This window comes from Streptomyces sp. NPDC059649 (genome assembly GCF_042734445.1).
In the GTDB taxonomy this organism is placed as follows: domain Bacteria; phylum Actinomycetota; class Actinomycetes; order Streptomycetales; family Streptomycetaceae; genus Streptomyces.
Genome location: NZ_JBHWDV010000025.1, coordinates 14,396 through 33,793, shown reverse-complemented (window position 1 = coordinate 33,793; position 19,398 = coordinate 14,396). Strand labels below are relative to the sequence as shown.

Annotated in this window: 9 protein-coding genes; 2 read left to right on the top strand and 7 right to left on the bottom strand. The window is 71.2% G+C overall.

Annotated elements, in window-relative coordinates; all coding sequences use genetic code 11:
• Positions 1-5: 5 nt before the first annotated feature.
• From ACFV1J_RS24055 to ACFV1J_RS24035, 5 genes are all read right to left on the bottom strand, one after another.
• Positions 6-1,499, bottom strand: coding sequence for a hypothetical protein (locus ACFV1J_RS24055; protein ID WP_385861141.1), 1,494 nt, complete (start codon positions 1,497-1,499; stop codon positions 6-8).
• Between the two features lie 798 nt (positions 1,500-2,297).
• Positions 2,298-6,632 (bottom strand): DUF6603 domain-containing protein, encoded by a 4,335-nt coding sequence (locus tag ACFV1J_RS24050; protein ID WP_385861139.1) that lies wholly within the window; start codon positions 6,630-6,632, stop codon positions 2,298-2,300.
• Between the two features lie 13 nt (positions 6,633-6,645).
• A complete protein-coding gene (locus ACFV1J_RS24045; RefSeq protein ID WP_385861137.1) occupies positions 6,646-7,971 on the bottom strand; it encodes a hypothetical protein in 1,326 nt (441 codons plus the stop codon).
• A gap of 607 nt (positions 7,972-8,578) precedes the next feature.
• Positions 8,579-8,923, bottom strand: a complete 345-nt coding sequence (locus ACFV1J_RS24040; RefSeq protein ID WP_385861135.1) for a winged helix-turn-helix transcriptional regulator — start codon at positions 8,921-8,923, stop codon at positions 8,579-8,581.
• A gap of 118 nt (positions 8,924-9,041) precedes the next feature.
• Positions 9,042-11,315 (bottom strand): PQQ-binding-like beta-propeller repeat protein, encoded by a 2,274-nt coding sequence (locus ACFV1J_RS24035; RefSeq protein WP_385861271.1) that lies wholly within the window; start codon positions 11,313-11,315, stop codon positions 9,042-9,044.
• 598 nt (positions 11,316-11,913) lie between these two features.
• Here ACFV1J_RS24035 and ACFV1J_RS24030 point away from each other — a divergent pair.
• Positions 11,914-13,125: an acyltransferase family protein gene (locus tag ACFV1J_RS24030; protein WP_385861133.1), complete on the top strand. Its 1,212-nt coding sequence runs from the start codon at positions 11,914-11,916 to the stop codon at positions 13,123-13,125.
• A 539-nt stretch (positions 13,126-13,664) separates the two neighbouring features.
• Here ACFV1J_RS24030 and ACFV1J_RS24025 read toward each other — a convergent pair.
• A complete protein-coding gene (locus ACFV1J_RS24025; protein ID WP_385861131.1) occupies positions 13,665-14,030 on the bottom strand; it encodes a peptidoglycan-binding protein in 366 nt (121 codons plus the stop codon).
• Positions 14,031-14,262: 232 nt separating this feature from the next.
• Positions 14,263-18,105: a helix-turn-helix domain-containing protein gene (locus ACFV1J_RS24020; RefSeq protein WP_385861129.1), complete on the bottom strand. Its 3,843-nt coding sequence runs from the start codon at positions 18,103-18,105 to the stop codon at positions 14,263-14,265.
• A 267-nt stretch (positions 18,106-18,372) separates the two neighbouring features.
• Between ACFV1J_RS24020 and ACFV1J_RS24015 the strand changes: the two genes are divergently transcribed.
• Positions 18,373-19,317 (top strand): peptidoglycan-binding protein, encoded by a 945-nt coding sequence (locus ACFV1J_RS24015; RefSeq protein WP_385861127.1) that lies wholly within the window; start codon positions 18,373-18,375, stop codon positions 19,315-19,317.
• Positions 19,318-19,398 lie beyond the last annotated feature (81 nt).

The window sequence follows — 19,398 nt, the reverse complement described above, 5'->3', positions numbered from 1 at the left end:
CTCCTTCACCGGTCTGCCGGGCGGACGGTGAGCGGCTGCTCGATCGGGGAGTTGATGAGCTCGACGGCGAGCTGGGACGGCCGTAGCGAGTCCAGCCCGAATTCGCGGGCGAGGCCGGTGATCAGGCCCTCCCGTCCGTCGCCGTCGAGCAGGCGGAGCACCCCGTCCGGGTCCCCGGCGCCGCCGTCGCGCAGATACGCGGTGAAGACGGTGCTCGAACCGTCCGAAGGGAAGCGTCGCCCCGGCAGCGACGCGCCCAGCTCCGGGTCGCCACCCGCCTCGAGCTGCCGGAGGTTGATCAGGTCCCCGGAGTCGATGCCGAAGCGGATGCCCTGGCTGGGCTCCCGCAGTACCAGTTCGTCCGGTACCCCGTCGAAGAGGCAGAGCAGGACGTCGTGGTCGGGGTGGTCGCGGCGGAGCTCGGCGAGCGCGACGCCGTTGCGGTGGGCGTTGACACGGATCTGCGGCCAGGCCGGGACCAGCGCGGAGCGGATCAGTAGCCCGGCGGCGGGCGGAGCCACCGCGGTGCGGCCGGCGGCGGCCTGGCGGAGTGCCGGGGCGAGCCGATGGTCCAGGGAGGTGTGGACGCCCACATCGTGGGCCCCGGCGGTGAGCGCGGCGAGCCACGCCGGGTCGATCCGGAACAGCCGCAGCGATTCCGGCGGCAGCATCCGGGCGTCCGGTACGAGGTAGGGGAACGGCACTCCGCGGAGCAGAGTCAGCTGGTCCAGCCACTGCGGGAGGCTTCCGGTGGTGCTCTCGGCGGTGGCACGCAGCACCGCCTGCCCGTCCTCGCCGGCGAGCAGGGCGTGGGAGGCGGCGCGGGCCTCGGCGCGGCTGATCCGGGGGCGCTGTTCCCGGACGTCGGCGTCGTCGCTGGCGGGCCGGGACGGGATCTGGGGAGCGGCGAGGGCCTCGGCGAGAGACCGCCCGCCGCGTTCGCGGGCCAGCTCGTGCAGCGCCCGGAGGCCGCGGCGGCCGGTGACGAGGTCGGACGGGCCGGCGCCGCGGGTGCTGCCGCGCACCATCAACTGGGCGGCGGCGTTGGCCAGTTGGCGCCGGGCGCGGACGGTCTCGGCGGCGTACTGCGGATCGGCGAGGCCGAGGGCCCGGCCGAGGGTCCAGGCGGCGGCGTAGCTGACGTCGAAGAGGCCGTGCTCGGCCTCGTAGATCAGGGCGTGGTCGGCGGTGGTGTGGGTGCCGCGCTCGCCGACCACCGGCGGCACCTCGGGGGCGGTGACCGGGGTGGCGGGCCCGCGATACCAGCCGTAGGTCCGCTCCCCGGACAGGACCCGGTGCGCGACGGGGACGAAGCCGCGGCGCAGCCGCTCCAGGGCGAGCTGCTGGGCGTCGTCCGGATCCGACGGCGGGTCGGTCTGCGGCGGGAGACGGAGCGCCAGGTTCTCCGGGTCGTCATTGCCGGGGGAGACCAGCTGTTGCAGGATGCCCTGGGCGTCGAAGGCGGCCCTGGTGTCGCAGCGGAAGGACCAGGCCCACAAGGAGGCCAGCCGGACGAACTCGGTCTCCGGCGGCAGTTCGCCTTCCAGTCGCCCGGCGAAGCCTTCGAACGAGACCAGGTGAGCGGCGTAGTCGCCGGTGGTGACGGGGAAGCGGTTGCCGGTGAGGACGCCGAACGTGCCCCGGTGAACGTCTCGCCGTCGTCGCGGAGCGCGGCGGGCCGCACGTCCCGCACGTGCGCCAGGTAGTACAGCTCCTCCTCACGCGGCACCAGGGCGTTGAAGAGCGCGGCGGGGACGTCGATGGTGTGGCAGTCGCTGCCCAGCGTCTCCGGCGGCAGGCCGGTGAGGGCCGGGCCGAGCACCCCCGGCTCAGGGGTGACCAGCTTGGCCACCGTGCGCTTGGTGGTGTGCGCCAGCCCTTCGGGATCGTCGGGGAGTTCGCCGGCCCGGAAGAGCAGCAGCGCCATCCAGGGGGCGCGGCGGTCGGCGCGGGACCAGCGCTGTTCCCGCTCCCATGGCAGCGGAGCCCTGGTCAGGGTGACGTGCGGCAGCGTACGGGTGAAGTCGCCGGCGGCACCGGGGGCCGGATGGAAGGCGTGCACGCTGGCGGCGTCGAGCACGAACTGCGGGGCCCGGATCTCGAAGCTGTGCTCGGCGGTGAGCGGGTCGCCGGGGTTGAGGGTCTGTCCGTCGGAGTCCTTGAGGACCTGTTCGACGGTCACCCGGTAGGAACCCGCGGTGGCGCGGGGCCGCAGATGGTCGAGGAAGGTGATGTCAAGGTCGGGGGCGGCGACCGGCGGTGGGCCGGCGGTCTTCGGTGCGGTGGTCATCGGCGCATCACCTCGCGGCGGTGGTCAGGGGCGGGTCGGTGAGGGCGTGGCCGGCCTGCTCGGCCCAGTGGTCAAGGGGGCCGTCGCAGTCGCCGGCCGGGGCCACGCCGAGCCCGATGAGCGCGGTGTGGACGGCGCTGCGGCGGGCCGCGGTGGCGGCGGTGGCGAGGGTTTCGGTGAGGGTGCGGATGCTGTCGGCGTCCTCGCGCGGGGCGGGGCCGTCGACGGCGTCGTGGCGCAGCGGGATCCGGCCGTCGTCGAGCCGTTCCACATCGAGCGCACGGGCCGTGATCGGGCCGACCGCGTCACCCTCGTCCGGCGGGGGCACCTCGATGCGGACGCCGCCGGGGCGGTCCGGCAGCAGATCGGGGTCGGCCAGCGTCGGCTCGTCCCGCGGTACGCCGTAGAGCGCCTGGGACACCGACTTGGCGACCGGGGTGATCTTCCAGCCGTACCGGTTCCAGTCGAAGACAGTGTCGCGCTGATACACCGTCACCTTGTGCTCGGAGGTGACGTTCTGCTCCTTCATCGGCCGGATGTCGACCTGCCGGGTGTCGATCGGCAGGTCCGCACCGTTGACGGTGATACGGCTGGCGGGCAGCGCCGCCTCGGTGCTGAGGGCGAAGCCGAACGCCGAGACCAGGGTGGGCTTGCCGGCCGCGCTGCGGGCGGCGAGCTCGGAGGGGGCGACATCGGCGAGCACACCGCGCAGCGGGGCGATGGTGAGCGGCTCGGGCAGCTGTTGCCGGAACTCGCTCCAGGAGATCGCGGGCGGGCCGGTGCGACCGGAGCCGAAGGAGAACGAGAAGGAGATGAACCACACCTTGACGCTCACCCGGCCGCCCAGCGGCGGTGTCCACAGCGCCAGGTCGATACCGACCTCGATGGAGACGCGCACCTTCACGAACCACACCTTGATGGTGAAGGCCACGCCGATGCGGATGCCGAGTGCGACCTCCAGGCGGAAGGGGTTCCACTGGATCAGGGCGTCCAGGTGGGCGGTGAACCACGCCGAGAGCAGCCCCCGGTCGTAGCGGGCATCCAGCCGGCCGCCGAGCATGAGGGCGTTCGGGGTGAGCGCGGTGTAGCCCTGTGCGGAGACCCGCAGCTTGTCGTCCGGGGACCAGACGAATCCCAGTGGTGCCGGGCGCGGATAGTGCGCCGGGATCCGGTACTTCGGGTGGTAGCCGCCGGCGCTGATGACGAAGTCGCCGCCGTGCTGCCCACCGGTCCACACGTAGACGGCGATACCGCCGGTGAGCCGGATGGCCGGATCGAAGACGTACGAGCCCTCGGCGACCGCGATGTCCAGCGACAGCAGGTTCTTGACCGCCTCGTAGGCCAGCTTGACATCGATGTTGAGGCGGGCGTGCACCTTCCGGTCGGCGCTCGCGTTCTTGGGGAAGGTGAGGGAGGTGCGGCCCAGGATCATCACCTTGAACGCGTCCCCGAACTCCACCAGCGCCAGGGCCCGGGTGTGCAGGAACCTGAAGGTGGTGAACTCCAAGCCGATCGCGCCCCAGTAGCGGTCCGGATGCGGCCGCACCCAGGCCCCGGGACCCATCAGTTCCTCCAGGACCTGCTCCGGCGCCGGGTCGTCGGGACCGCCGCCGGTGAGCCGGTTGACCAGCGGGAATCGTGGAACCTCGGTGATGTCGGGGGTGCGTACGGTGCTGTTCACGCCGAAGCCCCCGGAGAGCGCGTTGACGGTGAACGCGGGTGGCCCGAAGAGCGCGGCCCCGCCTTGTGCGCCGACCTCCCCGAAGAGGAAGACGGACGCCCAGCCGGCGCGACTGCGGGCGTAGGAACCCATCGCCTGCAGGGCGAAGAAACCGGTCTCCACCGCCAGCATGCCGGTGACCAGCTCGTCGTACTCCTCGGTCTTCCGCCGCTCCAGCACCCCGGCCACCTTCAGCGGCGCCTTGTCGACGAACAGCGCGGCACCGCGCAGCACCGGGACGGGGCGTAGCTCGGGATCGATCCCGATGCCGAGGCCGAGCAGCGCGAACTCCACCGGCCCGGCGGTGAACAGCGCGTCCAAGGCGACGAAGACCGCGCCGTCGGCGAATCCGAGGACGAGGCGGCGCAGCCGCACCGGTCCGAACGTCAGCTCCAGCTCGCGCGAGGCCGTGTCGTCCGCCGTACCGCGGGCGCCGGACGGCAGCGCGAGGGGCGGGCGGTCCGGTCCGGTGGCCGTCGCGCCGGCACCACCGGGCTTCCCGGTGATCGGCAGCAGCAGTGGCGGCTGCGGCACCCCGCCGAGCGACAGCTCGATCTGCACCGCGTACCCGGGCCCGGCGTGCTCCGTCCCGAACCGCGGCAGCCGTCGCGGGACGACGGGGTCGAGGACGTCCAGTGCGGCGTTGACCTGTTGCGCCTTGGCGGTGGTCCAGCCCTGCGGGGTGCCGGTGAACGCCACCCCGTCCAGCACCACGTCGTGCTCCTTGGGGATCGCGTCCCCGATCAGCGGGAGGGAGGAGGCACGCGCGTCCAGCCGCCCCCGTACGGCGACGGCCGAAAGCCGCTTCCCGTTGGGCCCGCCGGGCAGTCCCGCGTAGACCCACCCGGTGTGCTCGGTTGCGGCGGTGAGCAGCAACGCACCGGTAGGGGAGTGGTATTGGACGGAGAAGGACTCCAGCACCGGCTTGAGCGCGTCCGGCACCTCGGGGAGGTCGAGTCCCAGTGCGGCCACCAGATCGGTGAGCGGTACACCGGGCTTTCCCTCCCACTTCCCGCTGACGACGGACCCGATGCCGTCTTCCTGGTAGTTCACCTCGAAGGTCAGCAGGCGGTACCCGGCGCGCTCTCCGTCGTCCAGCAGGTGTACGTCGTCCGCCCCGGCGGCATCGGGGTCCGTGGCAGGCGATCCGGGTACGACCACCGCGAGCCGCCCGGTCACGGTCTTGTCATAGCCGGAGTCGCCTCGGGTGAGGGTCGCGGTGAGTGTGAGGGCCGCGTCCGCGTCGCCGAGAGGGAAGCCGAGCGCACCGGACAGCTCGATGCCCTCCCCGCGGCTGTCGAAGGCGATGCCGAGCTCCCGAAGGGTCAAGTCGGCGATGAGCGAAGGCGGTTGGGCATCGAAGATCCGGAAGAGGTCGGCCGCGGTGATGCCGAAAGCCGCGCCGCTGAACTGCCAGCCGCCGTCCTGGTACGCCGCGGCGACCCGGACCGTGCCCTCGCCGACCGCCCAGCCGGCGGTCACCGAGGCGTTCTTGGTGCCGCCCCCGATGTCGATCGTCAGATCCAGCTCGCGGAGGGTGATGCCGTGGACGGGCAGCGGCCAGTCACCGTCCAGGGCGAGAGCGAGGCTGTAGGCGGGAGGTCCGCTCCCGGCCTGGGCGTAGAGCCGGAGTTCCGCCACGGTCAGCGCGTCGGCGGGCAGGTCCAGGCCCGGGAAGTACGTCGCCAGCAGCGGGGCCAGCGGTATCGGCCTGGTGAGCTGCGCGAAGACCTGGCGGCCGGGAACCCGGAACGCGGCGGCGACCTCGATGCCGTCGCCGAGGGTGAGTACGCCGCCGAACAGCGCGCCGACCTTGAAGCCCTCCGGTGAAGGCCGGATGTCGAACTCGGCCCGCAGCCCGGAGATCGTGAAGGTGTCCGGGATCACCGTCCAGTCGACGCCCAGCCGGACCCGGATCCAGAAGGAAAGCAGCTCGCCGTCGCTCCCGCCGCCGGCCGGCGCGAAGCTGACGGACAGCGCACTGACATGCAGGTCGCCGACGTTTCCGATTTCCTCCGGAAGGTCGAACGCCGTGCCCGTCAGTCCCGGCGCCAGCGTGGCCAGATCACCCAGGGCGCCCAGCGGAACCGGCGTGAAGAATCCCGCCAACTGCCAGGAGGAGCACTCGTGTTGGGGCTGGAGCCCGGCGACGTACGCCTTCGGCCCGCCGGAGGCACCGGAGAGGGGGCGCTCGGCACCGATCCCGGTGCGTGGCGCGACGGTGCCCTCCGGGTCCGGTGTGGCGTCCAGCAGGAGGTGCAGGACATCAAATCCGGAACCGCGCAGAACGCCGGGATCCATAGCGAGGTGGCCGGACGGAATGTTCCAGCCCGGGAGCGTGGTGTCCAGGTGCACCCCGGTGACGTCCTCACCGGTCTCGTCGGCCAGGAAGGAGGCGAAGACCGGGACGGGCGTGTCGAGATGGCGCAGTTTCAGCTCGCCGCCCACTGCCAGCTGCTCGACCTGCGGGTCGGCGCCCGTGACGGTGAGGGAATCGGTGCCGAGATGGTCGTCGAAGAGGGTGGAGGCGGCGGGAATCCCCAATTCCTGTGCCGTCAATCGGAATTCACCACCCGCACTGTTCGTGAGCTTCTCCCGCAATGCGGCTACGGACAGCGTCATGCGCGCCGGCCCCTCACTTATAGGTGATCGAATAGGTGTTGGGCCCCTTGGAATCGATGGCGAGATGCCAATCGTGACCCAGGGATACCTTGAGCGCCTTGGAGTCCTTGTCCCGTCCCTTTCCGGGCATCCGGGTCAGCGTCGTGGCGACTCCCTTGATGCCGCCCTCCAGCCGGTAATAGGCGCCTTCGGAGGCTGCGGCGGGCGCCAACATCGGGCGGGGGAGTTCGCCCGTGGCGTCCCCGTAGTAGGCGATGTCCGGGAGCAGCGGGTTCGCCGGGTCCGGGTCGACCACCACCGCAGGCAGCTTTTTGTCGATCCACCTTTGGACGATCGTCTTCAGGTGGGAGAATTTCGGGATGCCCGAGACGCCGAACGGCAGCGTCCCGGAGCTGATGAACATGCCGTCGGGCGTGATGTGGTCCAGCCATTTGGGAGAGGTCGCGGTGTCGCTGCCGTGGTGGCCCACCTTCAGCCAGGTGTTCCCGGTGCGCTTCAGTTTCGGGGTCCACCGCGCGTTGTTGCGCTTGTCGGTAAGGACGTCCTCGACCTCGTGGCCGGCGTCCGCCATGAGGAAGACCCGCTGTTCCTTGCCCCCGGCGGCTGCGCCGACCAGCATCAGACAGATCGACTTCCGGTTGTCCTCCGCCTCGGCGGGGAGGTCGAGTTCTTCCTCGTCATCCGATCCGGCCCGCACCGCGACGCCAGGCCATCCGGCCAGTGGGATCCGCAGGCCGGAGGTGGTGCCATCGGTGCGGCGCTTCTTGGCTTCCGTCACCTCGTTCTTGGTGCAGACGGTGTTGGCCGCGATCACATAGAGGCCGGCAGCACCGCTGCCGCTGCCCGCCAGATCGAGTCTCCGGGGAGTGGCGGGGGAGGCCACGACTTCCTTTTTCTTGATTTTTGGGTTGTATTTGCTCGTCGGGATCAGGAGGTCTCTGGTGGTCGCCTTGGTGGCCCGCTTCGTATGGTGCTCGGCGGGAGTTCCCACGTAGAGCAGGTTGTTGACGGTGTATTTCAGCGCCGACTCGTCGTCTTCCAGGAGCATGTACGGAATCAGGTTGTAGTGATCCACGTCGGGGTGGGTGACAACGACGTAGTCGAGCGTGTTCGGGTTCTTGAGGCCGCCCAGGTAGCCCGCGATCTTGTCCTTGACCCGTTTCCTGTTCTCCGCCTTCGCCTTGCTGTCCGTTCCGCCCAACGAGGCGTGACCGACCTCCTTCTTGGATCCGGCGTCCACCAGCACCGCGGAATCGCCTCTGGCGGGATCGCCGTCGTGGAAGACGATCAGCGTGCAGTCCCCTTGGCCTACGTTGAAGAAGATCACCTCTGCGGGCACAAACGTCCTCCTTGCACAGCGGGCAGCGGGCAGCGGGCAGCGGGCAGCGGGCAGCGGGGAGCGACCGGGCGGCCTGGACACCGTTCAGAAGGGCCGGCCGAACCCGGGCATGGCAGGGCGCAGGAAGCGGAGTGGGGAGGAAGTCGGGAACGGGTGCATGGCACCCCAGGGCGGGCACGCTCACACCGAGTAGCGAGTCACCAAGCCTAGAATCCGAAGACTGCGGCGCGATAGACGGCATGACACCTTGGCCGAAACCGGATCCATGCCCCATACATAGGACATCGCACGCACCTTCGAACAATTGGGCTCGAATCCAGCCATGCCCAAGAGTCCGGATATCCGGCCGAACGCAGCCCGGAGCCCCCGACTACGCACCGCCGGGCCACGACCCGCGGCGATGCCTGCCACACGCTTGTTGCCTCTGGAGCCGCCGGGGGGACCACTCCGTTGACTCTTGCCGACCGACTTGCCGGCTGCGGGCTTTCGCCGAGCGCCACCCCTCTCGGCGCTACCGCTCCCCGCAGACCGCCGGCACTCGGCACACGCAGCGTCCCGCGCTGGACCAGCACCTGGAAATCGCCGGACGGTTGAGAAGGTCCCGTGGTCAGCCCCGGAGGTAGTGGCCGCTCCACCGGACGAGTGCGCCGAACGTCGGGCGGAGGGCCTGTCCGCTTGGTGTGAGTGCGTAGAGGACCCTTGGCGGCGCCCCTCCATATGGAGCGCGGTCGCGTAGGACGGGCAGGACCTCCTTGCCGATAAGGGTGCCGTTGAAGGTGAGCCGGTCGACGATGGCCGCGCAGAGCCGCGGCTCCGGCCAGGCCGAGCCCAGCGCCTTCCGCACCCTCCACCACGTCACGCCGTGCTTGCGCTCAAGCTCCCGCATCGACATGCCGCCGCGATGGTCACGCCGGATAGCCGCGTACAGCTCGGCCTTCGACGTTTGCGGCATGACCCGATACGAAGCCGAGTTGGGCCGCACCTGGCCCGGATCTTGGTACGTGGTGCCGGCGGCGGAGGTTCGCGCGGTACTCCCTGCCGATATGGCAGCCGCCGCCCAGCCGCCCGGGTCAGCCCGACTTCGGCGGTTTCTGCGCGTCGAAAGCGAAGAGAGTGTTCTTGTCCGCGGCCACGATCACCGCACGCCCCGAAAGAGTCACCCGCGGGCTTGCGCCCCCCTCGCCCGTCAACCCATCGGCCCGCGGATCTGTTGTCCACAGGGGTTTGCCATCGTGCGGCGACAGCGCGACCACCCGGCCGGTGGCCGAGCTGAAATACAGTGCGTCGGCTCCCGCGACAGGACCCGACGCGCCCTCCACGCCAGTCTGCCGCGACCACTTCTTCCGGCCGGTCGCGGGGTCGAGTGCCGTGATGAGACCGGTCTGCCCGCTCACGTAGACGGTGCTGCCCACCATGCCGGGCGTCCCCGTGTATGTCTTCGCCAGTCGGGAGTACGTGACCTTGTGCGAGGCCGGGTCGACCCGTGCCACCCCGTTGAAGCGGTCCAGCTCCGTTCCCCCCAGGTGTACGTGCAGGAGTACGAGCTTGCCGTCGGCGACGCCCATCGGCACGGCGGGGCCGTTGACCGCGATGGGCCTGCCCAGTGTCCCCGAGGCGCGGTCGACCGGGTACAGGGTGGGGTGGCGCACCGCCAAGGCACCCACCTCCCCATCCGTCGCGCACATCGCGACGAGCCCTGGGCCCACCGGGACGGGAGCGCACTGCTTACCCGCAGGGAACGGCGACGTCCATGTGACCTGACCGCTGTGCGCGTCGCGGGCCTCGAAGCGGGAGTGGGAAGCGTCGACCGTCACGACGTCGGAGCCGACCACAATGGCGTCCTGAGTCCGACCCGTGACGGCCGTCGACTGGGCGCCGGACGGCACGGACCACAGCTCCCGGCCGCTGTTCGCGTCGATGGCCACCACCTCGCTGCGAGGGTCCTGCGGGGCGTCCTGGGCGGCGAAGCGGTAACCGAGCACCGTGTCGTCGGTGGCGCCCACCAGGTACATGCCATTGACGGGGACGCCGGGGCTCTTCGCCGTCCACACCCGCGAGCCGTCCTTGGCCCTGATACGGGCCGCGACGACACCGCCGCCCCCGCAGAACAGCGCGTCGCCGTGCGCGACGCAACGCAGCTCGTCGGGTAGGTCCTCGCGACCGCCCCGCACGGTCCGGTGCCACGGCTTGAAGCCGTCCGGAAGTGCGGCAACCGGGGCCGCAAGGCTGTTGCCCTTGTCGCCGCCGCTGTTCCCTCCTAAGCCGCCTGCCGTCAGTGCCGCGACTCCGCCACCGATCGCTGCCACCGTGACCGCGACCGCAGCCGCGAGCACGGGACGCCATCGGCCACGCGGCCGGCGGCCGATGGAGGTGTCGACGCTCCCCGTATCGGGACCGGCCGGGGTGGTGGTCGGGGCAGTCGGCCCCGGTGTGGTCGGGGCGGTCGGCGCCGGGGTGGCCGGCGTCGCGAGGTGATGCTGGGTGATCATGTCGCGGGTGCGGCCCGTGCCACCTTCCCCCGCGTCGTTCTGGCCGAGGTCGGCCGGCAGGTCCCGTAGCAGCACGAGGAGTTCGTCCGCCGAGGGGCGCCCATTGGGCTCCTTGGCCAGGCACGACTCGACGACCGTGCGCAAGGCCAGCGGCACGTCCTCCAGCGACGGCTCCCCGTGCACCACCTGATACGCCACTATGTATGGGCTCTCCGCGTCGAAGGGCCCGTAGCCCGTCGCCGCGTACGCCAGCAGCGTCCCCAGCGAGAAGACATCGGACCGCGGCCCCACATCACGCGGCGTCTGCAACTGCTCCGGAGACATGAAGGGCGGCGTACCGATGACCCGCCCTGTCACCGTCAGCGTCTGCTGGTCCACGGCGCGCGAAATGCCGAAGTCGATGACGCGTGGGCCCTCGGGTGAGAGCACGACGTTCGAGGGCTTCAGGTCACGGTGGACGACCCCCACCCGGTGGATGTCCCGCAGCGCCTCCGCCAGCCCGATGGCGAGCCTCCTCAGCTCCGCTCCGCTCAGGGGGCCCTTCGTGGCGATGCGCCGGGAGAGGGTGTGCCCCTGGATATAGCTGGTCGCCATCCACGGCTGCTCGGCCTCAGGCGCAGCGTCGACCACGGCGGCGGTGAACGCGCCGCTCACCCGCCTCGCCGCCGCCACCTCTTGCCGGAAGCGGGTGCGGAACTCGTCGTTCGCCGCGAACTGCGGGTGGATCAGTTTGATCGCGACAGGTCGCCCTGAACTCGTACGGGCGAGAAAGACCGTGCCCATGCCACCCGAGCCGAGCCGGGCCTCAAGTGGATAACCACCGATCTCGGCTGGATCACCTTCGCGCAGCGACACTCTTCCCGACCTCTCGTCCCCCGTGTACCCGTGCCACCACGGGCCCGCGTACCAGTCCTGCACCCAAACTAGCCGCTCCAGCGCCGGTGCCTGACACCCCTCCCACTCCGTCAGTTTCTGCAGCACCTCCCCGAAGTGCTGCAAGGCCCGCCTGCTCGGCCAACTGCCGTCACCACTGATGTGCCCCTCTCCCTGGTCCAACCAGGCGCCGTGAGTGTCCCGTTCAGGGTGGGTGACCAGCTGTGCCAGGTCAGACACCCCAGTCCGGGGGAGTCGGCGCAGTTGGTGAGAGCTGTGCGAGGGCCCGCCGCCCGGCGAGGTAGCTGTCCAGGCGGGAGAGCCGGGCGCGTGCGAGGGCTGGATCTCGCGGCGGCGCCGTTGCTCGGGCGCCATCCGATGCCCGGAGCGGCTCTTCCGCCGTAGCGCGACAACGGCTGGCCCAGTTCGCCGCGTACACGCCTCCTTGAGGCAGATGATGCGGCATCAAGCAGGCGGAACAATCACGTTGGCCGGTCGTTGCGCCGAACTGACGGGCGGACGACGGATCAGTCGTGTGGACGGTTTTGCGCATTACAGCTGTCCAGCTAGGGTGCCTCAAATGTTCCGCGTGGCCATCCCCCTCGAACGTTCTATGGACCCGGCGCCCGAGGGGCGGCAGGCTCCCGCCCCACGCATCGATCCCCAGTCCGGCGGGAGAGATCCGTTCTTCGACAACGCGAAGTACCTGGCGGTCGTCCTCGTCGCCATGGGGCATACGTGGGAGCCGCTCACCCACGGTGGCCGGGTGGCGATGGCGCTGTACATGACCGTCTACACCTTCCACATACCGGCGTTCGTCCTCATCTCCGGCTACTTCTCCCGCGGATTCGACCTCAGCCCGGCCAAGCTCAAGCGGCTCATCACCAGTGTCGCCGTGCCGTACGTGGTGTTCGAGGTTCTCTACGCCTACTTCCAGCGCTGGGTGCACGACACCCCGGACGAGCCGATCAGCCTCACCAGCCCGTACTACCTGGACTGGTTCCTGGCGGCTCTCTTCATCTGGCGGTTGACCACCCCTCTCTGGAACCTCGTGCGTTGGCCCGTCCCACTGGCGCTGGTGATCGCCGTGCTCGCGGCGGCCTCACCTCAGGTCGGCAACGACTTCGCCATGCGGCGGGTACTGCAGTTCCTGCCGTTCTTCGTCCTCGGACTGCACCTGAAGCCGGCCCACTTCGGCCTGCTACGGCAGCGCGCGATCCGCGTCGCGGCAGCGCCGGTGATGCTGGCCGCCGTCGTCTTCGCGTACTGGGCGGCGCCGCGCATGAACTCCGCATGGCTCCGGCAGAACAACGCCGTACAGGACCTGGGCATGCCGGCGTGGGTCTCCCCGGTCATGGAACTCGCGCTGTTCGGCTGCGCCTTGGTACTCACCGTGTGCTTCCTGGCCCTGGTGCCATCGCGACAGACGTGGTTCACGAAGCTGGGCGCGGGCACGCTGTACGGCTATCTGCTGCACGGTTTCGCGATCAAGATGGCACGCTGGTCCGGTTGGTACGACACTCTCCCCTGGGTGCGCACGCCGGTCGGCGAGGTCGTGGTGACGTTGCTGGCCGTCACGCTGATCACGCTGCTGTGCACGCGGCCGGTACGGCGGGTGTTCCGATACGTGATGGAGCCGAAGATGTCCTGGGCGTTCCGGGGCGATGCGGCCGCGTTGGCGCGGACGCGGACGGGCACGGCTGACGCCGTTTCCGCACGCTCCCTCAGCGGTCAGACACGTAAGTCCGACAGTGAACTTGCGGACCAACAGGCTGGACGGCCCGTCTGGTGATCCGACCTTGGCATACCTGGCGTACTGGGCGGGCACCAAGCTGCGCCGGGGCCTGAGCGTCGACCGGACGGAGCGGGAAGTCGGCGTCGTCGGGGAGGGCGGCGCGCAGTGCGCGGGTCGCCGGGGTGGGGCCGGACTCTGCGGCGGGGACCGTCGGAGGTTGAGGGTGACCTGGCCGCCGCGGGCGTACGCGGGGACGTCGAAGTCCTCCCAGACGGTGAGGGCTGTTGTCACGGTGTCGGCTCCTGGTGCTGGGGGCTCCGATACCGGCGCGCCCTGCCCCCGGGGGCACTCTCTACCGAGGTCAGGGGCAAGCTGAGAAGCTGTGTCACAACCACTGATCCGTTAGCGCTGGTGATGGAGCTGCTGCCGCTCGACCGCGCATGCCTCCGCTGCGCCGCCAGGACTTGGGTTTGAGGAGGGCGTGACGGTCGGCCGCCGTGCGACCGCCGCCTCTTGGGAAGCGGCGGTCGCGGCGCGGTCATTGTCACCGACCGGCCGGCAGGTCGCCCTTCCGGCGCGAGCGAAGGACGGGCCCGTCAGCCGTGGGTGCTGGGGACGTAGTCGTAGCAGTCGTGTCGCCATGTGCTGTCGCCCTGAAGGTTGGCCAGCACGCTGTTGCCGGTCCGCTGGCCCACGACGCCGTCGGCGGAGACGCCGGAGGCGGACTGGAACTTCTTGACCCAGGCCCGGGTCCCGGACCCGAAGCCGCCGTCCACCGACAGCGGCCAGCCGCGGCCGGTCCGCCACGCCCAGTCGTTGACGGCCTGTTGGACGCACTTCACTCCCCAGCCCTGGCTCCCGTACTGGAGTGTGGCCGCGGCGGGCGAGGCGTTTGCCGTCGTGGACAGACCGCCGGTGAGCATGGTCACGGCAGCGGCCAGCAGGCCGAGCCTCGCAGTCATCTTCCGAGTGGACATCTGCTTTCCGTTCGTTCGTCGGGATGGAAGCAGTGGCCCGTGCAGGCGGGGCCAGCGGCTGCGCCGGCCGGTCCCGCTCGTGCCACCGAATCCTGTCTAGCCCGATGTGGTTGTCCGGTGTCGGCGAGCCGGCACCGGACAGCATCGTCCGGACAATGACGACGGAGCTCCGCAGGTCAGACGGGTGGGGCCGGTGCGCTCGGCGCCGTCGGCCGGGTCAGGAACACGGCTGGTTCAGGGCCAGTTCGGGCACGTACTGATGCCACTGCCGCGCGGTGACACCGCCGGTCGCGGCGCACAGCCGCCGGATCGCCTGGTCGGGGTCGAGGGTCCACAGTCGTACGGTGCGATCGTCGCTCGCGCTCGCGAGGGAGTGGCCGTCCGGGCTGAAGGCCACGTCGTCGATCGGCCCGGTGTGGCCGACGAGAGCGGTACCCAGCTGGGACGGGTGGCCGGGGTCGGTGACGTTCCACAGGTCCACGGTGTGGTCGTCGCTGCTGCTGGCCAGGGTGTGACCGTCCGGGCTGAAGGCGACCGCGTACACGAAGCTGGTGTGGCCGGTCAGGGGCTCGGCCAGGGCCAGCGGACGGGCGGGGTCGGTGACGTTCCACAGCCGTACCGTGTGGTCGACGTTGGCCGTGGCCAGGGTCCGGCCGTCGGGGCTGAACGCCACGCCGTAGACACCGCCGCTCCGGGCGGCGAGGGGGTGGCCCAGTGGGACGGGCCTCGCCGGACGGGCCACGTCCCAGAGCCGGGTGGTGTCGTCCGCGGAGGCCGTGGCCAGCACGTGCCCTCGTGGGCCGAACGCCACGGCGGTGACCGGTCCGCGGTGGACGGTGAGTGGCTCACCCAGGCCGGTGGCGTGCGCCGGCCGCGAGACGTCCCACAGGCGGACCTGCCTGTCGTGCAGGCCCGCGCTCGCCAGCGTCCGGCCGTCCGGGCTGAAGGAGACCGAGTTGACCTCACCCCGGTGGCCGGTGAGCGGCTGCCCCACGAGCGCGGCCCGCCCAGGGTGCCGGACGTCCCACAGCCGGATGGTGCCGTCCCGGCTGGCGCTGGCCAGGAGACTGCCGTCGGGGCTGAACCCCAGTTTCCGTACGGCGTTGTGATGGCCGGTGAGAGGGCGGCCGAGGGGTGTGGGCCGTGCCGGGTCGGCGACGTTCCACAAGCGGACGGTGCTGTCGGTGCTGCCGCTGGCCAGGATGTGCCGTACGGGGCTGAAGGCCACGGTGTTGACGTAGCTCGGGTCCGGCAGCAGGGTGCTCGGAAGGTGCCAGAGTCTGACGGTGTGGTCGGCTCCGGCCGAGGCCAGGCTGTGCCCGTCGGGGCTGAACGCCAGCCAGTAGACGTATTCGGTGTGACCGGTGAGGGGCTGCCCGATCGGGACGGGTGCGGAGGGGTCCATGACGTTCCACAGGCGGACGGTGTGGTCCGCTCCGGCGGTGGCCATGACGCGTCCGTCGGGGCTGAAGGCGACCGCGTACACGGTGTCGTGGGCAGCGGTCAGGGGTGCCCCGAGCTGCACCGGGTCGGCCGGGTGGGCGACGTTCCACAGCCGGACGGTGTGGTCGTTGCCCACGCCCGCCAAGAGGCGGCTGTCGGGGCTGAAGGCGACGGCGTACACGGTGTCCTTGAAGCCGGTGAGCCGTCCCAGCCGCCGGGGGCGGGCCGGGGCGGTGACGTCCCACAGCCGAATGGTGTGATCGTGCCCCGCGCTGGCGAGGGTGCGGCCGTCGGGGCTGAATGCGGCCGAGGCCACGGCGCCGTGGTCGTGGCCCTTCAGCGGTTGTCCGAGCCGCTGTGGGTGGGCCGGATCGGCGACGTTCCACAGCCGGACCGTGCCGTCGGCGCTCGCGCTGGCGAGCGTGTGGCCGTCCCGGCTGAAGGAGACGGAGAAGACGTAACTCCCGTGGCCGGTCAGCGGCTTCCCCCAGGGGGCGGGGTGTGCCGGGCGGGTGACGTTCCACAGCCGGACCGTGCGATCGCGTCCGGCGGAGGCCAGGGTGCGGCCGTCGGGGCTGAAGGCGAGCCAGTAGACCCACTGGCTGTGGCTGGCGACGGGGCGGCCGAGTGGCACCGGGTCGGCCGGGTCCGCGACGTTCCACAGGCGGATCATGCCGTCCGCTCCCGCCGCGGCCAGGGTGCGGCGGTCGGGGCTGTAGGCCACCGCGTACACGGTGCCGCTGCCGGCGGCCAGGCGCCTGGACACCGGGGCGCCGGCGGCGCTGATCAGGTCGGTGCGCACCTCCGGCTGCGGGCGGATGCGGTAGGCGGCGATGTCGAGTTGGGCGGCGAGCGAAGGATCGGTCTCCCGCAGCTGGCCGGCCTCGACCTGCACCTCTCCCGCGATGGCGTTGTTGCGCTCGGCCTGGGCGGTCGCGCTCTTCTTGAACGCCACGACGGCGGCCACGGACGCAACGAGCGCGAGGACGCACACGGCGGCGATTCCGGCGCGGCGCAGCCGGGCCGCGCGGCCCGCGTGCCGGACGGACGTGGCGAGGAACTCCTCGACGCGGGGCCCGGGGACCAGCCCGTCGCCGCGGGTGGCGGCCCACTGACGCGCCGCGGCCAGGACACCGCCCCGGTACAGGGCGCCTGGATCGCGCCCCTGCCGTTGCCAGACGGCGGCAGCCTCGGTGATCTGCTGGTGCATGAGCAGACCGGCCCGGTCCTCGTCGATCCAACGGCGCAGCCTGGGCCAGGCGTGCAACAGCGCCTCGTGGGTAATCTCGGCGCCGTCCCTGTCCAGGGTGACCAGCCGCGCCCGGGCGAGCAGTTCCAGCACGGCGTCGGCGTCCGGGCCGAGGTCCGCACGCGGTACGGGCCGTTTGGTGTCGTCGGTGCCCTCGCCGAGGGCCACCATCCGCAGCAGGACGGACCGGGTGAGCCGCTGCTGCTCGGCGGTCAACTCCTGGTAGAGGGACTCGGCGGTGTTGGCCAGGGCGTGCGCGATTCCCCCCGCGGCCTCGTAGCCGCTCAGGGCCAGGGTGTTGCCGCGGCGGCGTAGCCAGGTTTCCCGCATGGCGTGGGAGACCAGCGGCAGGACGTTGGTCTGTCCGGTGGCCTCCGCCACGACGCGGGCCAGCAGGGCTGTCTCCACGGCGCATTCGGAGCGGACGGCCGGCCGGCTGACGGCACGGCGCAGTTCCTCCGTCGACATGGGGCCGACGAGCAACTGGGCGTCCTGCAGGGCCGCGACGAGTTCGGGGTGTTCCGAGCAACTCGCGTAGAAGTCGGCCCGGACGCCGATGACCACCCGGGTACGGCTGTTGGCGGCCTGGGCCGCAGTGAGTAACGCGGTGACGAAGTGGTCGCGTTCGTCCTTGCTCCGGCAGAGGGTGAAGACCTCTTCGAACTGGTCGACGACCAGCAGCAGATCCGTGCCGTCGGGGCAGTCCCTTGTGGCCAGCGCCTGGAGCACCGCCTGGTGCAGGGCCCGGGGGTCGCCGCTCAGCTCCCGGTGCAGTGCCGGGGCCGAGCCTCCGGCGAAGGCCGCGAGACGGGCCGCGCACTCCTCCAGTGGATGGGCTCCCGGGCTGAACAGCAGGGCCGGCCACCCCGGGTCGCCGTCCGGGGCGCCCCCGCTCAGGCGCGGGACCAGACCGGCGCGCAGGAGCGAGGACTTGCCGGATCCCGACGCCCCGAACACCGCGACGAACCGGTCGGCGCGGACCCGGGTGACCAGGTCGTCCGTGAGCCTTTCGCGCCCGAAGAACCAGGAGGCGTCCTCCGGCTGGAAGGCGGCAAGGCCCACATAGGGGCATGGCCGGTCCTGTTCCGGGCCCGCGTGGTCCCGCCCGTTCGGCGACGCGGGGGCGAGGCCCGCGGCGACCTCGTGCCAGCGCGCCCGCCATTCCTCCTCGTCGCCCCCGCAGGCCCGGACGAAGGCGAGGGTGACCTCCAGACTGGGCAGCTTCCGGCCCCCGGCCGCGTCCGCGAGCGTTGTCGACGAGTAATGCGCCTTCGTCGCGAGCTGGCGGTAGGTGGGCTTCCCCGCTTTGTCCCGCAACAGGCGCAGCCCCGCGGCGAAGTCGGTCAGTGCGCTGCCGGCGTCCTCCAACGGCGTTTCTTTCCTCGGCACTTGTACTGCCCCCGAATCCGTGAGGTGTCGCGGCGAGCCTATTGTCCGGAGCCGGTTGTCCGGAGCCGCTTCGCCGACACCGGACAACGTGGCCTGCCGTAGAACCGACTTGGCGACGGCGGACGCGGGGGAGCCGCCGTCGCCCTCCGGGGGCGAATCAGCGGGCGTACGGCCGGAACGCATGCCGTGTGAACGCTCTTCCCGGGTCTCACCTGCTCTTCTCCCTGAACACGAGGAGTTCCGAAAATGCTGACGAACGCTCCTTCACCCCGGCAGCCGCTGCGGCGCTCCCGGCGGGCTGCGGTGGGTCTGCTGACGGCCGCGGTCGCGGCCGGTGCCCTGGCGGCCGTGCCGGGCCAGGCTTCGGCGGCCCTCTCGTCAACGGTCAGGCCGGCCGCCGCCTCGTCGGAGATCAAGCTGGCCCAGCGCGACCTGAACGGACTGGCCTACAACGCCGGTGACGTGGACGGTGTCGGCGGCCCCAAGACCAAGGCGGCGACGCAGTCCTTCCAGAGCGACCGGTGCCTCGGTGCCGACGGCGTCATCGGCCCGCAGACGCTCGCCGGCCTCACGTCCGTGGTCAAGCAGGTGCAGGCCAAGGCCGGTGCCCCGGCCAACGGCGACTACGGGACGCCCACGACCAGCGCGGTCAAGAGCTACCAGGCCGCCCATCACCTCTCGGCGGACGGCATCGCCGGAGAGCAGACGATGAAGGCCATGGGCATCGAGCGGCTCGTCAAGAGCTGCCACGCCACGACCGGGCTCCGGGCCCGGATCGTGAAGACCGCCAAGAGCCAGATCGGCGTCACGGCTGACTCCCACAAGTGCGTTCCCGGCAAGCCGTACAGCGTGTGTGACGAGTGGTGTGCGGCCTTCGCCACCTGGGCCTGGCGCAAGTCCGGTGCCGACATCCCCTTCATGACCTACGTGCCCCGCGTCTACGAGTGGGCCGTCGCGCACCACAGGTGGGTCGGCACCAGCGGTCTCGGCACCGCTAAGCCCGGAGACCTCATCATCTTCGGCAGCGCGCACAACCGGTACCACATCGGCGTCGTCGACCAGGTCAGCGGTGGAACCGTGCGCGTGATCTCGGGCAACACGTCCAATCCCGCCCGTCCCGGTCAGCACGGCGTCTACGACAAGAGCTACCCGCTGTCCGGATCCGTCTTCTACGGCCTGGTGCGCCCGTAGCGGGCCATGCCTGACAGGCCCGTCGGTCCCTGCCGGCGCGTCCGGCGCCCCCGCAGGGACCGGTGCACGGCGTCGCATGCC

What these genes read in the sequence shown, in the direction of transcription:
- ACFV1J_RS24050 (WP_385861139.1), bottom strand. Translation starts at nt 6,632, where the DNA reads ATGACGCTGTCCGTAGCCGCATTGCGGGAGAAGCTCACGAACAGTGCG.
- ACFV1J_RS24025 (WP_385861131.1), bottom strand. Translation starts at nt 14,030, where the DNA reads ATGACTGCGAGGCTCGGCCTGCTGGCCGCTGCCGTGACCATGCTCACC.
- ACFV1J_RS24040 (WP_385861135.1), bottom strand. Translation starts at nt 8,923, where the DNA reads ATGCCGCAAACGTCGAAGGCCGAGCTGTACGCGGCTATCCGGCGTGAC.
- ACFV1J_RS24030 (WP_385861133.1), top strand. Translation starts at nt 11,914, where the DNA reads ATGTTCCGCGTGGCCATCCCCCTCGAACGTTCTATGGACCCGGCGCCC.
- ACFV1J_RS24015 (WP_385861127.1), top strand. Translation starts at nt 18,373, where the DNA reads ATGCTGACGAACGCTCCTTCACCCCGGCAGCCGCTGCGGCGCTCCCGG.